Source organism: Micromonospora sp. NPDC007230 (genome assembly GCF_042869115.1).
Classification (GTDB): Bacteria; Actinomycetota; Actinomycetes; order Mycobacteriales; family Micromonosporaceae; genus Micromonospora.
Genome location: NZ_JBIAFE010000013.1, coordinates 219,508 through 235,197, shown reverse-complemented (window position 1 = coordinate 235,197; position 15,690 = coordinate 219,508). Strand labels below are relative to the sequence as shown.

The following is a 15,690-nucleotide window of genomic DNA, read 5'->3' as shown; positions in this document are numbered from 1 at the left end:
GTGTGCCGCTGGGCTCGGTCTCGCACGCCCGCTCAGGCGTGCGCGGGGACCTGCCCGCTCGTCTGCAGGTGGGTGGCCGGGCCGTAGAGGCTCTCGAGGAGCGCTGCCTGGGCCTCGTCGTGGAAGGACACGGCACCCGCGGTGAAGCCCTTGGCGACCTCGACGGCGAAGCGCGCGGCCAGGGCGATGTCCACCTCGTGACTCGCGCCGGTCGCGCAGCCGGCCACGGGCGTCACCGTCGTGATGGCGACACCGACGACGGGCGCGGCCGTCGCGACGGCCGGCTGGAGGATCGAGTTGAGGTGGTAGAGGCCGTTGCCGTACGGCGTGATGTCCTGCGTCGACAGCGGGAAGACGACGGCGGGCTCACCCGACACGGTCTCGAGGACGCCGATGAGGTCGGCGCTCGCGGGGAGGATGTAGCCGGCGCGGACCGTCGGGGAGATGGCGATGCCACGGTGGTTGATGAGGCGGTTGCCCTTTGTGGTGTCGATGGACAGGACGGCGTCCATCGCCGAGGTGACCTCGTGCTCGTTCATCGCGGTGATGTCGACGGGCGAGTCCATGAAGGGCACGGGATCGTGTGGACGGGTCGGCGCGTCGGGGCAGATATGCGTCGAGATGACGACGTCGCCGGGCAGGACATCGCCGCGGGCGTGCATCGCGAGGAGCTTGGCGGCCGCGGCGATGGCGGCGGTCGCCCCGTCGCCGTCGGACACGTAGCCGATCAGCTCCGGCCGGGCGCCGATGCCGCCGAGGCGCCCGACGACACCGAGCGTCGGGGCGTCGCCGCCGGCGGTCCTGCCGCGGCTGCCCGGGACGGTGACGCAGATGAAGTCGGTCGAACCGAGCTCACCCGCCACCGTCTCGACGGTGATCGAGCAGGCAGCGTCGCCGAGGGTACGCAGGTGCTCGGCGACGAGATCACCGGATGCGTCGGGGCGGTCGAGGAGGTCGAGGGCCGTAAGGACGTGGGACAGCACGATCATTCGCTTTCGACAGCGGTCTCGGCGACGCCGAGGTACCGGAGGGTGGTCAGGGCGTAGGTCTTCGCGGCGAGGACGACGTCGGCGACTGGCGCCTTCTCGTCGAAGCCGTGGATGGTGGCCAGCTCGGCCGGCCCGTACTGGAGCACGGGAATGCCGTGGCTGCGGAAGGTGCGGGCGTCGGAGGACGCCCACTGGAGCACCCCCTCCGTGGTGGGGTCCCCCGTCAATTCGCGCAGGGCCGCGACGAGCTCGGTGACGATGGGGTCGCTCGGCAATGTCCAGTTCGGCTCGCTGCAGAAGCCGATCGGCTCGATCGTCGCCTCGACGCCAGCCTCGGCGAGCAGCTCGTCGGCCCGGGCGAGGACCTCGGCGCGCGACAGCCCGATCGGCACGCGGGTGTCGACCTCGACGACGCACCGGTCCGCGACGACGTTGGAGGACGTGCCGCCGCGAATCGTGCCGATGTTGACGGTGACGTGCTCGAAGACGGCACCGATGCCGGGAGCGTAGCCCTCGCGCTCCTCGGCGAACGTCTTCGAGCTCTCGATGAGGTCGCGCACGTCCTCGGGCGCGGACGGCTTCATGTCCCAGAGCTGCTGCAGGGCGACGACGGCCCGGGCCGCGAGGAGGTTCGCGCTGACGCCGTGCAGCGGCTGGAGGCTGCCGTGCCCCGGCTTGCCGTCGATCGTCATGCGGAACCAGTTGCTGCCCTTCTGGCCGATCGTCGGGTGCGTCCGCTCGGCGGGCTCGGCGATGATCGCGCCGGTCGCGCCGTCGAGGACCCCCTGGTCGAGGAGCCAGTCCGCCCCGCGTGAGCCGCCCTGCTCCTCGTCGGGGACCGCGGCGAGCGACAGCCTGCCGGCCAGCGGGACACCGAGGCGGTGGAGGACGACGAGTGTGTGGATGACGCCGGCGAGACCGGCCTTCATGTCGCTCGCTCCGCGACCACACAGGTAACCGTCGACGACGTCACCTGCGAAGGGCGGGAAAGTCCAGCGGCTGAGGTCACCGACGGGTACGACGTCGGTGTGGCCGGCGAGCACGAGGTGGCGCGCCGTCGTGGGGTCGCCGCCCACCGCGGCGTTGCTCACGGCACGGTGGACGACGATGCTGAGGCGACCATCGCCCGCGTCGTGGACCTCGGGGTCGAGGCCCTCGGCGCGCAGATGGTCGGCGATGAAGGTGCCGACTTCCGTGCAGTCCCCCGGGGGGTTCTCGCTCGGGATCCGGATGAGGTCTCCGGCGAGCGTCAGCAGTTCGTCCCGGGTGCGCTCGATCTCGTCGAGGACCCGGGTCTCCCAGTCGGAGGATTGCGTGGCCACGTCAGGCTCCAAGTGTCGTTTGGTGTACGGGGCGTCGGATTCGTGATGGTGCGCGGGGAGGCGGCCGCTGGCCGCGCGTCGGGATGGCAGCGGGCCCAGCGGCACGCCTCCCCCTTCTCGGCGTCAGCCCTTGTTGCTCAACTGGAAGAAGCGGATGATCCCGTCGGGGTACGACGTGTACCCCTGCACGCCCGCGCGCTCCGCGACGACGATGTTGTACTCGTACAGGTAGGCCCACGGCGCCTGGGTGTTGATGATCTCCTGCGCCTTGCCGTACAGATCGTTGCGGACGTCCTGGTCCGGCTCGGTCGAGGCCTGCTTCCAGAGCTTGTCGACCTCAGGGTTGTTGAAGTTGACGTAGTTGCTCGTGCCGTCGCTGGTCAACAGGAGGCCGAGGTGATAGCCCGGGTCGTTGACGAACGAGGTCCAGCGGCTGATGTAGCTCTGCACCTTCTTCGTCGCGAGCGCCTCGAGGAACTGCGGACGCGCCATCTTGTGGATGTTCATCGTCACGCCGATCTTCGCCAGCTCGGCCTGGATGAGCACGGCGTCGTCCGACCAGTCGTCGAAGCCGCTGCCGAGGGTGAAGTCGAAGCTGAAGCCGTTGGGGTAGCCGGCCTCCGCGAGGAGCGCCTTGGCCTTGTCGAGGTTGTGCGAGTAGACGTAGCCGGCGTCGGAGAAGCCCGGGGTCGAGCTGGCCACGGACGAGCGCATCGACGACGCCTGGCCCTTCATGACGTCGCCGATGAGCTTGTCGTACGGGATCGCGTACGACACGGCCTGGCGGACCTTCGGGTTGTCGAACGGCTTGATGGCGTTGTTCATCCCGAAGAAGAGGATCTTGTTGCTGGCGCGGGAGTCGATGGCGACGCCGGACTGCTTCGACAGGGTGTCGACGTCCTTCGCCGGCACCTCGAGCGCGAGGTCGACCTCGCCCTTGGTGAGGAGCTGGACGCGGTTGCTCGCCTCGCCGATGAACTTCGTGTTGACCTTGCGCAGGGCCGGCTTCTCGCCCCAGTACGTGTCGTTGCGCTCGAGCACGGCCTCGGTCGCCGGGTCCCACTTCGTCACCCGGTAAGGGCCGGAGCCCGCGGTGTGGGTGTCGAGCCAGGCGGCGCCACCCTCGGCGTTGACCTTGTCGATGTTGATGATCGAGAACGAGTACATCGGCAGGATCTGGAGGAAGAGGTGGTTCGGCGCGGTGAGGTCGATCTGCACGGTGCGCGGGTCGGTCGCCGTCACCGTGCCGATGCCGGCCATGCCGTAGAGGAAGCTCGCCGACTTGGACTTCTTGATGAAGTCGAACGACTTGACGACGTCGTCGGAGTCGAGGGCCGAGCCGTCCTCGAACTTCACGCCCTGGCGCAGCGTGAAGGTGTAGCTCTTCGAGTCGTCGCTCACCTTCCACGACTCCGCCAGCATCGGCACGATCTTGTCCGTCTTGGCGGTCGGCTTGCCGTTCGTCGTCGTGCGGTCGTACGTGACGAGTTGGTCGTAGGCCGCCACGACGAACGTGTCGGAGGTGACGTCGTTGGCCTCGGCCGGGTTGAGGGTCTTGCCGCCCTCGGAGTAGGCGGCGACGAGGGTGTCCTTGGCAGCCGCACCGGCACGCGAGGAGCCGCCCTGGTTGGCGTTGGCTCCACAGCCGGCTGCGGCGAACATGACGGCGACCGCGGCGGCCAGGGTGGCGCTGCGCTTCACGCTGTTCTCCTTCATGTACGGGTGGGGGAAGATGCGATGGAAGGGAGTGGATGGGCTGGCGCCCGTGGCGGATACGAACCGGGTCATCGGCTCGTCTGCAGGCGCGGGTCGAGGACGTCGCGTAGGCCGTCGCCGACGAGGTTGAAGCCGAGAATCGAGGTGGCGATGGCGATGCCGGGGAAGACGGTCATCCACCACTCGCCGCTGATGATGTAGCCACGGCCGTCCGAGATCATGACGCCCCACTCCGCCGTCGGCGGCTGCGCGCCGAGGCCGATGAAGCTGAGCGAGGCGGCCGTGAGGATCGCGTAGCCCATGCCGAGAGTCACCCGGACGAGGATCGGGGCAACGGTGTTCGGGACGATGTGACGGGTGAGGATCGTCCGATCACGCAGGCCGATGGCGCGCCCCGCCTCGACGAAGTCACGCTCCCGGAGCGAGCGGGTCTGGCTGTAGACGATGCGGGCGAACTCGGGGATGCCGACGACGCCCACGGCGATCATCGCGCTGGCCAGGCCCGGGCCGAGGGCGGCGGCGATCGCCATGGCCAGCACGAGCGACGGGAAGGCGAGCAGCACATCCATCACCCGCATGAGCACCGCACCCACCACGCCACCGAGGAAGCCGGAGATGGCGCCGATCGGGACACCGATGAGCAGCGAGATCCCGACGGCGATGAGCCCGGTCCAGAGAGAGATCCGCCCGCCGGCCAGCACCCGGGCGAGGATGTCGCGGCCGAAGTTGTCCGTGCCGAACAGGTGTGCGGCGGAGGGCGGCTCGAGGAGCCCTCCGGCGCCGGTCGCGGTGGGCGAGTACGGCAGCAGGCCGGCCACGAGAGCGCCGATGGTCCAGATCGCGATGAAGACGAGGCCGACCATCGCCAGGCGGTTGCGGACCAGCAGGCGCCAGGCCGTCGTGGGCCTCGACCGCGCCCGGTCGGACGACGCGGCCCGGACGCCACGCGCAGAGGCGGAGACGGTGGTGTCAGGCATTCTCGATCCTCGGGTCCAGGCGGGCGTTGAACAGATCGACGCAGAGGTTGACCGTCAGGTAGATGGCCGCGGCGAGCAGCGTGAAGGCCTGGACCGGCGCATAGTCGGTGGCGAGCACGGACTGGACGACATAGAAGCCGACGCCCGGCCAGCTGAAGACGGTCTCGGTGATGACCGCGCCACCGAGGAGTTGGCCGAACTGGAGCCCGACGACGGTCACGACGACGGGGGCGGCGTTCTTCAGCGCGTGCTTGAGGATGACCTTGGCCGGCGGCAGGCCCTTGGAGCGAGCGGTGCGCACGTAGTCCTGATTGATCACCTCGAGCATCTCGGACCGGGTCATCCGGGCGATGATCGCCGTGCTCCCGGTGGCGAGGCACAGGGCCGGCCAGATTATGTGGGCCAGCGACGACTTCAGCGCGACCAGGTCACCGGTCAGGAGCGAGTCGAGGACGTAGAGACCCGTGATCGACGTCGGTGGGTTCACGTCCTGGGCGATACGGCCCAGCGGGGCCGGCTCCCACCCGAGCTTGTTGTAGAAGACGAAGATCACGATGAGGGCGAGCCAGAAGAGCGGCATCGACGCCCCGATCAGCGAGAAGATGCGGCTGGCGTGGTCGATCGGCCGGTCGCGACGCGTCGCGCTGATGACACCGATGGGGACCCCCAGCAGCAGCGAGATGAGGATCGCCACGATGGCGAGTTCGACCGTCGCCGGCAGCCGGGAGGTGAAGTCCGCGAGGACGGGCTGGCCGGTGTGCCACGCGAATCCGAAGTCTCCAGCGAAGAGGCCGCGCACGTAGGAGACGAACTGAGCGACCAGCGGCTGGTCGAGGCCCATCTCGGCACGGATCTTGTCGACGGTCGCCGGGTCAGCCTGCTCCCCAGCGAGAGTCCGGGCCGGGTCGCCGGGCAGGACGCGGGTGAGCAGGAAGATGCAGAGCACGACGCCGAAGAGTGCCGGGATCATCGCGAGGACTCGTCGCACCACGTGGTTCACAGCCACCTCCAATCTGCGCTTCGTTGGGTCTGACCTGGTCTCGGCGCCCAGGATTCGCTCGCCCGTCACCCCTGAGCAATACTTTCTCTGTATTTGAGAGGGCGTCCCTGATCGGCTCCGGGTGCGGTAGGTTCTCACCCGTCCCGCCCATCCCGGAGGACCCATGTCAGACACGGGCGCTCGCCCCCGCTCGCCGCTCCAGACCGTGGACCGCGCCCTGGAGGTCCTGCTGTCGTTCACCGAGCGGCGCCGCGACTGGGGCGTCATGGAGCTTGCCGAGGCCTTCGCCATCGACAAGTCGACCGCGCAGCGCATCCTCGCCGCGCTCGCCGCCCGCGGCTTCCTCAGCGCCGATCCGGTGTCCCGCCGCTACAGCCTCGGCCCGACGATGTGGCGGATGGCCGCCGTCTGGGAACGCACGGGAGGCCTGGCCGCCCTGGCGCACCGGGTGCTGGAGCCGCTCGCCTTCCAGACCGATCGCACGGCCCTCTTCGCCGTCCCGGACGGGCTCCACGTCCGGTGCGTCGCGGCCGTCGACGGCGGCGGACCGCTGCGCAGTCATCCGCTCGTCGGCGAGCTGTACCCGGCCAACGCGGGAGCCACCTCCCGCGGCTACTTCGCCTTCCTTGACGGCAACGAGCGGCGGGCCCTCATCTCGGGGCGGGTCTTCGCGACATTCACCGAGCTGACCAGGGTCGACGAGCATGAGCTCGAACGCCTCTTCGTCGAGGCCGTCGCGCAGGGGTACGCCTACTCCGAGGGCGAATACGACTACGCCACCCGGGCGCTCGCCGTTCCCATCATGCTCAGAGGGCGGCCCGTCGGCTCGCTCAGTCTCGGCGAGAGCAAGTATCCGGCGCGTTCCGACGACATCCGAGACCACCTGCCTGCACTGCAGGCGGCGGCGGAGCAACTGTCCGCCCTACTCGACAACCGGGCGAACTCGGCCGCCGTAGCCCGGCAGACCAAGCCGACCCGAGCCCACTGAGCGCCGCGCCGTTGAGCCAGGCCGACCACCGCGAGGAGACACCAATGCCCCAGGGCCCCCAGAACCTCCTGCTCCTGTCCAACTCGACGGCCCCCGGGCGGGCCTACCTCGAGCACGCGCGCGAGGCGATCCTCGAGACACTCGACGGCCTGCGCTCCATCGTGTTCGTCCCGTTCGCGCTGGCGGACCACGACGCCTACACCAAGACGGTCCGGGGTGCCATGGAGCCGCTGGGCATCACCGTCCGCGGAGCACACGAGGGCACGCCGCGCGACCTGGTCGCCGGTGCCGAGGCCGTCTTCGTCGGCGGCGGCAACACCTTCCGCCTCGTCAAGGCGATCCACGAGCTCGGCCTGATCGACGTCGTGCGCGCCCGGGTCGCCGAGGGGATGCCCTACCTCGGGTCGAGTGCCGGCACCAACGCCGCGACGCCGAGCCTGCGCACGACGAACGACATGCCCATCGTCCAGCCGCCGTCGTTCCAGACCTTCGGCCTCGTGCCCTTCCAGATCAACCCCCACTACCTCGACCCGGATCCGGCCTCGACGCACCAGGGCGAGACCCGGGAGGAGCGACTCACCCAGTTCCTCGAGGAGAACGACGTCCCGGTGCTCGCCATGCGCGAGGGCACCTGGCTGCGGGTGAGCGACGGTGCCATGCGGCTCGATGGCGTGGCCGCGGGCGCGCGAGTCTTCCGCCGAGGATCCGAGCCGGTCGAGGTTCCGAGCGGCGCCGACGTGACCTGGCTCGTCGAGAGGGTGGGTGCGTTCGACATCCACCGTTGAGGCCAATCAGTCGACGAGGTCAGCCATGTCCTCGATCATGACAGACGGACCTGCGTCTCTGATCACGCGGCGGAAGCAATAGTCCGCAAGCGGGTGGGACCTGCGGACGACCGCACCTGTTCCACGATGATTTCCTCCAGGTGCGCGGCAGGGCCGCGCCGGGGTTGACCCTCTCGCAGGGAGAGAGTCGAGGCTAACCGATTTGATTATCGATGATCAGTGATCATAGATTGGCCTGTGTGGAATGTTTTCGGCTCTTTAAGGCCGGGAAGCGTGTCGGTGTTCACCCTGTGGCGCATCACGTTTGGGTTGGCTCGGGGAGGGTTCCGGTGGCGTGGGTCGTCGGTGAGGGCCGGTTTTTGTGGATCGGTGTTGAGGCGTTGAGTCGGTGAGCGGGAAGCTGCGACTGGCCGAGGGTGAGATGGCCCGGACCGCGTGTGCCCGTGCTGTGCTGCGCGCGGGGCTGGATGAGGCAACCGGTGAGGTGCTGTCTCGGGCGGTGCTGGCGCAGCGGGTCGGTTGGTGTGCCGATCTGGTGGCGGGCATGGTGGCCGCGCTGATCGGCGAGCATTGGAACAGCGTGGATGTGGAGGTCCTGGCTGGCGGGGTGGATGCGGGTGGGCGGCGGTTGCCGTCGAATGTGTGGATGGCGCTGCGACGTCTGGGGTGGACGGTCGCCCCGCCGGTGGGTGTGAGGGTCAATGACCGGGTCGTGCGGATGGTCCAGGAGCAGGCGGGACGTGCGCTTCGTTCGGCGGCGTGGCGTGCCGATGTGACCGCCGGGGTCCTGTCGACGTGGCCGGCCGATCCGCGCAAGCGCACCCCGGCCGAGTGGGATCAGGTTCGGGCCTCGATCCCCGGCGGCGAGTATTTGCCGTCCAGCGTTATCAAGGGCCGGACCCGGCAGGCCGCCACGTTCGTCAAGGCCACTGGTCGGCTGCCGGTGGACGTGTTCGAGTTGGAAGGCGTCCCGCGGATCGGGCGGATGCTGCTGCTGGCCGCGTGTGACCGGCAGCAGGCCACCATCGAGCGCTGCGACACCGACCCGGGCAGGGCGCTGCTGCGGCTGCAGTTGCCTTTACGACCGGATCCGCAGACGTATCGGGACTGGACGTGGGTCGAGTGTCGGATCAGCCTGCCGTCCACGGTTCCCGCCTCGGCGGTGCTGCACCTGCCGACCCTCCGCCTCACCGACGGCACGGTCCGCGCCGACATGGCATACACGCACCCGGTGCCGAAAGCCCGGGCTACCGGTCACACCGTGGCGGTCGGTGTGGACTGGGGCCTCAACACCCTCCTCAGCGCTGGTGCCCTACGACTGCACGACACCGGGCGGATCACGGCATTGGGGGCTGGTGGACAGTTCCGCGCCGCTGGGGTCTTGACCAAGCAGCACCGGCTCCGGCGCTTGTCAGAGCGGCTGCATGGGAAGGCCGACCAGTACGCGCGGCTGCTCGGCGGCCGCCCCGACGAGCAGTTGAGAGCGAAACACGAGGTGCTGTCCGGCGAGATCCGCCACGTGTCCTCCCGCCGCCAAAACTTGAACGACGCGCTCGCCTGGGCCGCCGCCCGCTGGACCGTCGACCAAGCGATCGCCGCCCGGGCGACCGTCATCTACCTGGAAGACCTGCGGTCGATGGAAGCGCGGGGCATGGGGCACAGCCTGAACACGCGGCTGTCCCAGCAGGTCCGCGGGAAGATCGTCGACCGGATGCGGCACCTCGCCGCCGAGCACGGTATCGCCGTGGTCACCGTCCCCGCCCGCAACACGTCCAAGCACTGCCCCCAATGTTTGACCCCGCTACAGCACCGTAAAGCCCCCGACCGGCCCACCACACCGGGATGGAAGTGGGCCATCTGCCCCAACACCAGCTGCGGCTGGCAGGGCGACCGCGACCACGGCGCCTGGCGGCGCATCGCCGCCCGCGGCCTCACCCACCAGGGCAAGACCGTCATCGACAAGACCAGCGGGCAGATGGTGATCCGCTCGGTGATGGACACACTCGAAGCCAGCGCCGTCGTCACCCCCACCACCACAGGCAGCCGCAGCGACCGGTCGAAGACCGGCCCCACCCGGCACAAGCCACCACGCCCCGCGCCCAGGCGACGCAGGGCACCCTCCCCCACCCGACCCCACAGCCGAGCGGGCAAGCGTCCGGAGGGACACGCACCAAAGGACCGGAAGCTGCCCCGCGCGGCCCAGCGGCACCAGAGCGTGAACACGATCAGCACACCCACCACCGCCGGCCACCGGCCGCGAGGAGCCGCACTGGGCGCGGGATTCCATCTCCACGTCCATGCGACCCCGCCACGGTGGGAGACGATCCCGGAAACCCCATCCGGCTCAGGATCGCTAAGCTGATCAGGGACGCTGTTGGAGGCGCTGGATGCCGATCGGAGTGTTCGCGCGAGCGACCCGGTTGTCCGTTCGAGCGCTGCGCAACTACGACCGGCTGGGTCTGCTCGTCCCGGCATGGGTCGATCCGGCTACCGGCTACCGCCGGTACAGGGTCGACCAGTTCCCCCGGGCGGGGCTGATCCGACGGCTACGAGAGCTGGAGGTGCCGTTGCCCGAGATCGCCGTGATCCTGGCGGCCGACACCCCGGAGCAGGCACGCGCCGTTATCGAGCGGCACCGGGAACGCGTGGCCGCGCGGGCGGCCCGGCTGGATGAAATCGCCTGGCAGTTGGGGGCCGCGCTGGCCGAGCCGGGGCGCGTGCCGGGCTGGCTGCACGTGTACGAACGGTGGCGCCCCGCCCAGCCCACCGCCCGCGTGCTGGTGCGTACCCCGCTGAGCGGGCTGGCCGAGGCGCTGGCGCCCGGGTTCGCGCGGCTGTTCGCCGGCCTCGCCGCGCAGGGGATCGCCCCGGCGGGTCCGGCCGGGACCCGCTACCTCAGCGACGACCTCGACGCGGCGGAGTTGGAGGTGGAGGTGTTCGTGCCGGTGGGGCACCCACCCCGGCCGACCGCGACGATCGCGGCCGGGGAACTGGCGGGCTGCCTGCTCGCCGCGGCCGTCCACGAGGGTGGCTACGACGACCTTGAGACCGCCTACCGGTCCCTGGGGCGCTGGATCGCCGAGCAGGACCGGGGGCTGGCGGGCCCGGCAGAGGAGCGCTACCTCGTCCCGCCCGCGCCCGGCGTACCCACGGCGGCGCTCCGCACGGAGATCGCCTGGCCGGTCCGACCCCCGTCCGGCCCGCCCGACTAGCAGATCAGGACACCGAATGATCATCGATAATGTGGCGTTCCCCGCCGGTCAGCACTGCGAGACCACCACGCTCGGCGCCCTGCTGCGCCACCAGGGCCTCGACCTGTCCGAGCCCATGCTGTTCGGCCTCGGCGAGGGTCTGGGCTTCGTCTACTGGGACGCCAAGGACATGGACTTTCCATTCCTCGGCGGCCGCACCAAGCCGACCGCGATCACCCGGACCGTGGCCGACCGGCTGGGCCTGACGCTGCACATCCAGGAGACCGCCTCGCCTCGAAAGGCCTGGCAGAACGTCGCCGCCGCCCTCACCGCCGGACGCCCGGTCGGCCTGCGACTGGACTGCTACCACCTGGACTACTTCACCACGAAAGTCCACTTCGGCGGCCACTTCGCCGCGATGTACGGCTACGACGACACCCACGCCTACCTCATCGACACCGCCCAGCAGGGCGGCACCGTGACGACCACGCTGACGAGCCTGCAACGGGCCCGCGACGAACGCGGGCCGATGACCGCCCGCAACCTCTCCTACACCATCGCCAACCCCACCGGCCAGCCCGATCTGGGCGACGCCATCCGGGCGGCCATCCGCAACAACGCACACGCCTTTCTCAACCCACCCATCGCCAACCTCGGTCACCGCGGCATCGCCAAGGCAGCCCGACAGGTGGCGCGGTGGCTCGACCGCTCAAGCGACCCGTCCCGCGACCTTCCGCTGGCCGCGGCGCTGATGGAACGCGGCGGGACCGGCGGCGCCCTGTTTCGCAACATGTACCGCGACTTCCTCGCCGAATGCGCCACGATCGTCGACGACGACAACCTCCGCCTCGGTCACCAGCTGTACGCCGAGATCGCCCCGTTATGGACCGAGGTCTCCCACCACATCGCGGCCGCCGGAGCAACCGCCGGCCCAGACCACCTGACCCGCGCCTCGGCAATCCTCACCGAACTCGCGGACAGGGAACACCACGCCATGCTGGTCCTGACCGCGATCGGCATCGACTGATACGGCTCGGTCTGCCGCAGACGAGGATGCCGACCGCCCCCAGCCGGGCGCTGATCTTGAAAGCGACACCTCGCACGATGGCTCGGCGCATAAGGAAGACTGGCGGGCATGGCTGAGTTGAACGATGCGAAGGCTGCGCTGCACCACTACCTTCAGGCGGCTCGCGAAGACCTGATCTGGAAGCTCGACGGGCTGAGCGAACGTGAAGCCAGACTGCCCCGCACCGCGACCGGCAACAACCTGCTGGGAGTCCTCAAGCATTGCCTCAACGTCGAAGCCGGCTACTTCGGGCCTACCTTCGGGCGCGAATTCCCGACGCCGGAGAAACTGGTCGCCATGGAGGCGTTCGAGGAGGACCCGCAGGCAGACTGGTACGCGCGGGAGGACGAGACGAAGGATGGGCTGATCGACCTGTACCGCCGTGTCGGGGTGTTCGCGGACCAGACGATCGAACAGCTACCGCTCGACGCGCCGGGGCAGGTGCCGTGGTGGCGGCCAGGTAGACAGGCCGTGACGCTGCAAAGGATCATCGTCCACGTGACCTGCGACCTGGCTCGTCACGCCGGTCACGCCGACATCATGCGCGAGCAGCACGACACGGCGATCGGCCTGCGGCGGGAGAACACCAACATCCCTCACGACTATGACTGGCCGGCGTACGTCACCAAGCTGACGAGGCTGGCTGACCGCTTCGGATAGCCGCCCGGTCGAATCCCTGCCACGCCCCAGTTCGGTCAGCTTGAGGGTGGTTGCGCGGGGACCTCGGGAACGGACGTAGGAGGAGGACGCAATGCAGGCGATCCAGAAGGTCCGCCATCGACAGGCCGACGTCAACGGTCTGGAGGTGTTTTTCCGCGAGGCCGGGCGCCCCGGCCGGCCGAACGTACTGCTGCTGCACGGGTTCCCGAGCTCGTCGCACACCTTTCGGGAGGTCATGCCCACACTGGCCGAGGTCGCGTACGTGGTCGCGCCTGATCTTCCCGGCTTCGGCATGTCCTCGTCGCCAACCGTCGACAAGTACGACTACACCTTCGAGAACCTCTCACGGGCGATCGAGAACCTACTCGACCAGCTCGGGGTCGAGCGCTTCTTCGTCTACCTGCACGACTTCGGCGCACCGGTGGGGTACCACCTGGCCACCCGCGCCCCGAATCGCATCCGCGGCCTCATCGTCCAGAGCGGCAACGCGCACGAGGACGGCCTCGGCGAGCAGTGGGACAGCGCCAAGGCGTACTGGGCCGACCCGACCGACGACAAGCGCGCCGAGCTGCCGGACTGGTTGAACTTCGCTGGCACCCGCGACCAGTACCTCGCCGGGCTGCCCGAGTACCTGCGCACGCTGCACCCCCCCGAGTCGTGGCACCTCGACTGGGAGCGCATGAGCCGACCCGGCAACATCGACGCGCAGTTCGCGCTCTTCAGCGACTACGCCAGCCACGTCGCCCGCTTCGATGAGATCGCCGAGTACCACCGGGCTCACCAGCCGCCGGCGCTCGTGCTGTGGGGACGGCGCGACGCGTACTTCGACGTTGACGAGGTCCTCGCCTACCACCGCGCCCTCGAGCGCATGGACGCGCACATCTACGACGGCGGGCACTTCTTGTTGGAGACGCACGCGGCCGAGTGCGCCAAGCTCATGCGGGCGTTCGTGCTCGACAACGCTAACTGAAGCCAGCCTCGCCGGCAGCACCAGACCAGGTCGGAGAGATCGACCGCGTACGCCGGCCAGCGGTAGCTCCCATGCCAAGATCGAACGCACCGTCATCGGCAGTTCCGAATGTTGGGCAAGTGGGCGCCGTCACCGTTGGTGACGAGCGGTTCGCGGCTGGATGTATGCCGCGAGCGTGCGGCAGGCCGAGTCCGCAGGCCTAGACTCCTTCGCGCCGGATCCGGCGAGACTGCACTCACGCCCGACCAACAGGAGAACCGCCGTGCCGCCCCGTAGAACCCGCGTCCTTTACGTCACCGATCTGGCATACGAGGCGCGCGGGCGTCGCTACTGCGATGAGGACATCTTCTTGTCCACCCAACTGCGGGAGCACTTCGACATCGCCCTGTGCCATCCGATCGATGCAGTTGAGTTGATGGACTCCTTTGATGTGGTCGTGGTTCGCAACAGCGGCCCCGTCCTGTACTACCAGGATCATCACGACGAGTTCCGCGCTCGTGCCCGGCAGACGGGTGTGCGAGTCTTTACCGAGTTGACCGGCAAGGCCGACATGGCCGGCAAGCAGTACCTGCTGGATCTGTACGGAGCGGGCTACCCCGTCATCCCCACGGTCGACCGGTTGCCGGACATCGAACGCCTGCCACCGGCCAGCCAGTACGTGGCCAAGCCAAAGTTCGGCGCTGATTCCGTTGGTCTGCAGTTCGTTCAGCGCGAGCAGCTGCAGGACCTGACCTACGACAACCTGCTGGTCCAGCCACGTGTCGATTTCGAGTACGAAGTCTCCTTCTACTTCGTCGACCGCACCTTCCAATACGCGTTGTACGCGCCTCATGCCGACCAACGGTGGCTGCTCGAGCCCTACGAACCGACCGATGCCGATTTGGCGTTCGCTCAGCGGTTCATCGACTGGAACGACATCAGCCACGGCATTCAGCGCGTCGACGCCTGTCGCACCCGAACCGGCGAACTCCTACTCGTCGAACTTGAGGACCTCAACCCCTACCTCTCTCTGGACCGCGTTGCTGCTCCGACCAGAGATGCCTTTGTCAAGGACATGACGGCATCCATCGCGGCCCTGGCCACGACGAGCCCAACACCCCGCCGACCGCCCAGCGAACCCGAGGAAGCACGATTCGGCCCCAGCCGACCCGTCCGCACATCGGCAGTTCGACCGAAGGCCGACCGGCGACCTAGCCCCGGTCGCTGAGTGGATGGCCGGCCTCCGCGGCACCCGCTCACGAGCCGGCCGACGCCAACGGCAAGCATGTAGAGGCGCTGGGCCGAGCGAGGAACAACCCAGCGCTCGCTCGGCCCTGCTCTGCCAATCCGAGAGCTCATATAGTCACGGGGTGAAGATGGAGGAGGTCCGGCGGGCATATGCGTCCGTCGCAGAGCTCTACATCGAGCTCTTCGGTACAAGCCAGCAGGTACACGCCGATGACCTCGCCTTTATCGGGCGACACCTGGCGGGCCGACCTGGCACGGTGCTTGATCTGGGCTGCGGGCCTGGCCATATCACCGGTTACCTCCGCTCGTTGGGCGTTGACGCAACGGGAATCGACATGGTCCCCGAGTTCATCGCCCATGCGCGGGCAGCCCACCCGAACGGTAGGTACCAGCTCGGGTCGATGGAAAATCTCGCCGTCGCCAACCACTCCATCGCCGGCATCCTGGCCTGGGGCTCGTTGATCCATCTGCCGCCGGAAGATCTCGACGGCGTGCTCGCTGAGTTCCGGCGAGTAATGGCCCCGGCCGGGACGTTAGTGCTCGGTCTCTTCGTAGGTGACGAGGTCGCCGCCTTCGACCACAAGGTCGTGACCGCCTATCGCTGGCCCGTTGACGAGTTCTCCGAACGACTGGCGCGAGCCGGCTTCACGGAAGTTGAGCGTCTGCAGCGGCCCAGCGAAGGCACTCATCGGCCACATGCCGCCATCGCGGCAATCGCGACCGTAGGGTGAGCTGGGTCGTGTAGACCTGCGGCTATGAACCGCGCTCGGCCGATGGCGGCTGTCCTCGTCCGGGCCGG

At 68.8% G+C, this 15,690-nt stretch carries 14 protein-coding genes; 9 read left to right on the top strand and 5 right to left on the bottom strand.

Features of this window, described 5'->3' with window-relative positions:
* Positions 1 to 32 precede the first annotated feature (32 nt).
* The 5 genes from ACFYML_RS20390 to ACFYML_RS20370 form a co-directional block, all read right to left on the bottom strand.
* Complete coding sequence (locus ACFYML_RS20390) at positions 33 to 989, bottom strand: DUF1177 domain-containing protein (protein WP_387422112.1); 957 nt, start codon at positions 987 to 989, stop codon at positions 33 to 35.
* Positions 986 to 2,311, bottom strand: a complete 1,326-nt coding sequence (locus ACFYML_RS20385; RefSeq protein WP_387422111.1) for a M20 family metallopeptidase — start codon at positions 2,309 to 2,311, stop codon at positions 986 to 988. Before ACFYML_RS20385 ends, ACFYML_RS20390 begins: the two co-directional genes overlap by 4 nt.
* A 123-nt stretch (positions 2,312 to 2,434) precedes the next feature.
* Positions 2,435 to 4,012, bottom strand: a complete 1,578-nt coding sequence (locus ACFYML_RS20380; protein WP_387422110.1) for an ABC transporter substrate-binding protein — start codon at positions 4,010 to 4,012, stop codon at positions 2,435 to 2,437.
* An 83-nt stretch (positions 4,013 to 4,095) separates the two neighbouring features.
* A complete protein-coding gene (locus ACFYML_RS20375; RefSeq protein WP_387422109.1) occupies positions 4,096 to 5,004 on the bottom strand; it encodes an ABC transporter permease in 909 nt (302 codons plus the stop codon).
* Entirely contained in the window at positions 4,997 to 6,004 is a 1,008-nt protein-coding gene (locus tag ACFYML_RS20370) for an ABC transporter permease (protein WP_387422108.1), read from the bottom strand. The genes ACFYML_RS20375 and ACFYML_RS20370 overlap by 8 nt, the downstream gene beginning before the upstream one ends.
* A gap of 163 nt (positions 6,005 to 6,167) precedes the next feature.
* Here ACFYML_RS20370 and ACFYML_RS20365 point away from each other — a divergent pair, with 163 nt between their 5' ends.
* The 9 genes from ACFYML_RS20365 to ACFYML_RS20325 all read left to right on the top strand — a co-directional run bounded on the left by ACFYML_RS20365 (position 6,168) and on the right by ACFYML_RS20325 (position 15,622).
* Positions 6,168 to 6,992, top strand: coding sequence for an IclR family transcriptional regulator (locus tag ACFYML_RS20365; protein ID WP_073838485.1), 825 nt, complete (start codon positions 6,168 to 6,170; stop codon positions 6,990 to 6,992).
* A gap of 44 nt (positions 6,993 to 7,036) precedes the next feature.
* A complete protein-coding gene (pepE, locus tag ACFYML_RS20360) occupies positions 7,037 to 7,777 on the top strand; it encodes a dipeptidase PepE (RefSeq protein WP_387422107.1) in 741 nt (246 codons plus the stop codon).
* 388 nt (positions 7,778 to 8,165) lie between these two features.
* A complete protein-coding gene (locus tag ACFYML_RS20355; protein ID WP_387422106.1) occupies positions 8,166 to 10,139 on the top strand; it encodes a zinc ribbon domain-containing protein in 1,974 nt (657 codons plus the stop codon).
* A gap of 25 nt (positions 10,140 to 10,164) precedes the next feature.
* Positions 10,165 to 10,989: a MerR family transcriptional regulator gene (locus tag ACFYML_RS20350; protein WP_387422105.1), complete on the top strand. Its 825-nt coding sequence runs from the start codon at positions 10,165 to 10,167 to the stop codon at positions 10,987 to 10,989.
* Positions 10,990 to 11,005: 16 nt separating this feature from the next.
* Entirely contained in the window at positions 11,006 to 11,995 is a 990-nt protein-coding gene (locus ACFYML_RS20345; RefSeq protein ID WP_387422104.1) for a BtrH N-terminal domain-containing protein, read from the top strand.
* A 108-nt stretch (positions 11,996 to 12,103) separates the two neighbouring features.
* A complete protein-coding gene (locus ACFYML_RS20340) occupies positions 12,104 to 12,694 on the top strand; it encodes a DinB family protein (RefSeq protein WP_387422103.1) in 591 nt (196 codons plus the stop codon).
* Positions 12,695 to 12,785: 91 nt separating this feature from the next.
* Positions 12,786 to 13,664 carry an alpha/beta fold hydrolase gene (locus tag ACFYML_RS20335; RefSeq protein WP_387422102.1) on the top strand — a complete coding sequence of 293 codons (879 nt, stop codon included), beginning with the start codon at positions 12,786 to 12,788 and terminating at the stop codon, positions 13,662 to 13,664.
* Positions 13,665 to 14,013: 349 nt separating this feature from the next.
* Positions 14,014 to 14,871, top strand: coding sequence for a hypothetical protein (locus ACFYML_RS20330; RefSeq protein ID WP_387422101.1), 858 nt, complete (start codon positions 14,014 to 14,016; stop codon positions 14,869 to 14,871).
* Between the two features lie 142 nt (positions 14,872 to 15,013).
* Positions 15,014 to 15,622 carry a class I SAM-dependent methyltransferase gene (locus ACFYML_RS20325; RefSeq protein WP_387422100.1) on the top strand — a complete coding sequence of 203 codons (609 nt, stop codon included), beginning with the start codon at positions 15,014 to 15,016 and terminating at the stop codon, positions 15,620 to 15,622.
* Positions 15,623 to 15,690 lie beyond the last annotated feature (68 nt).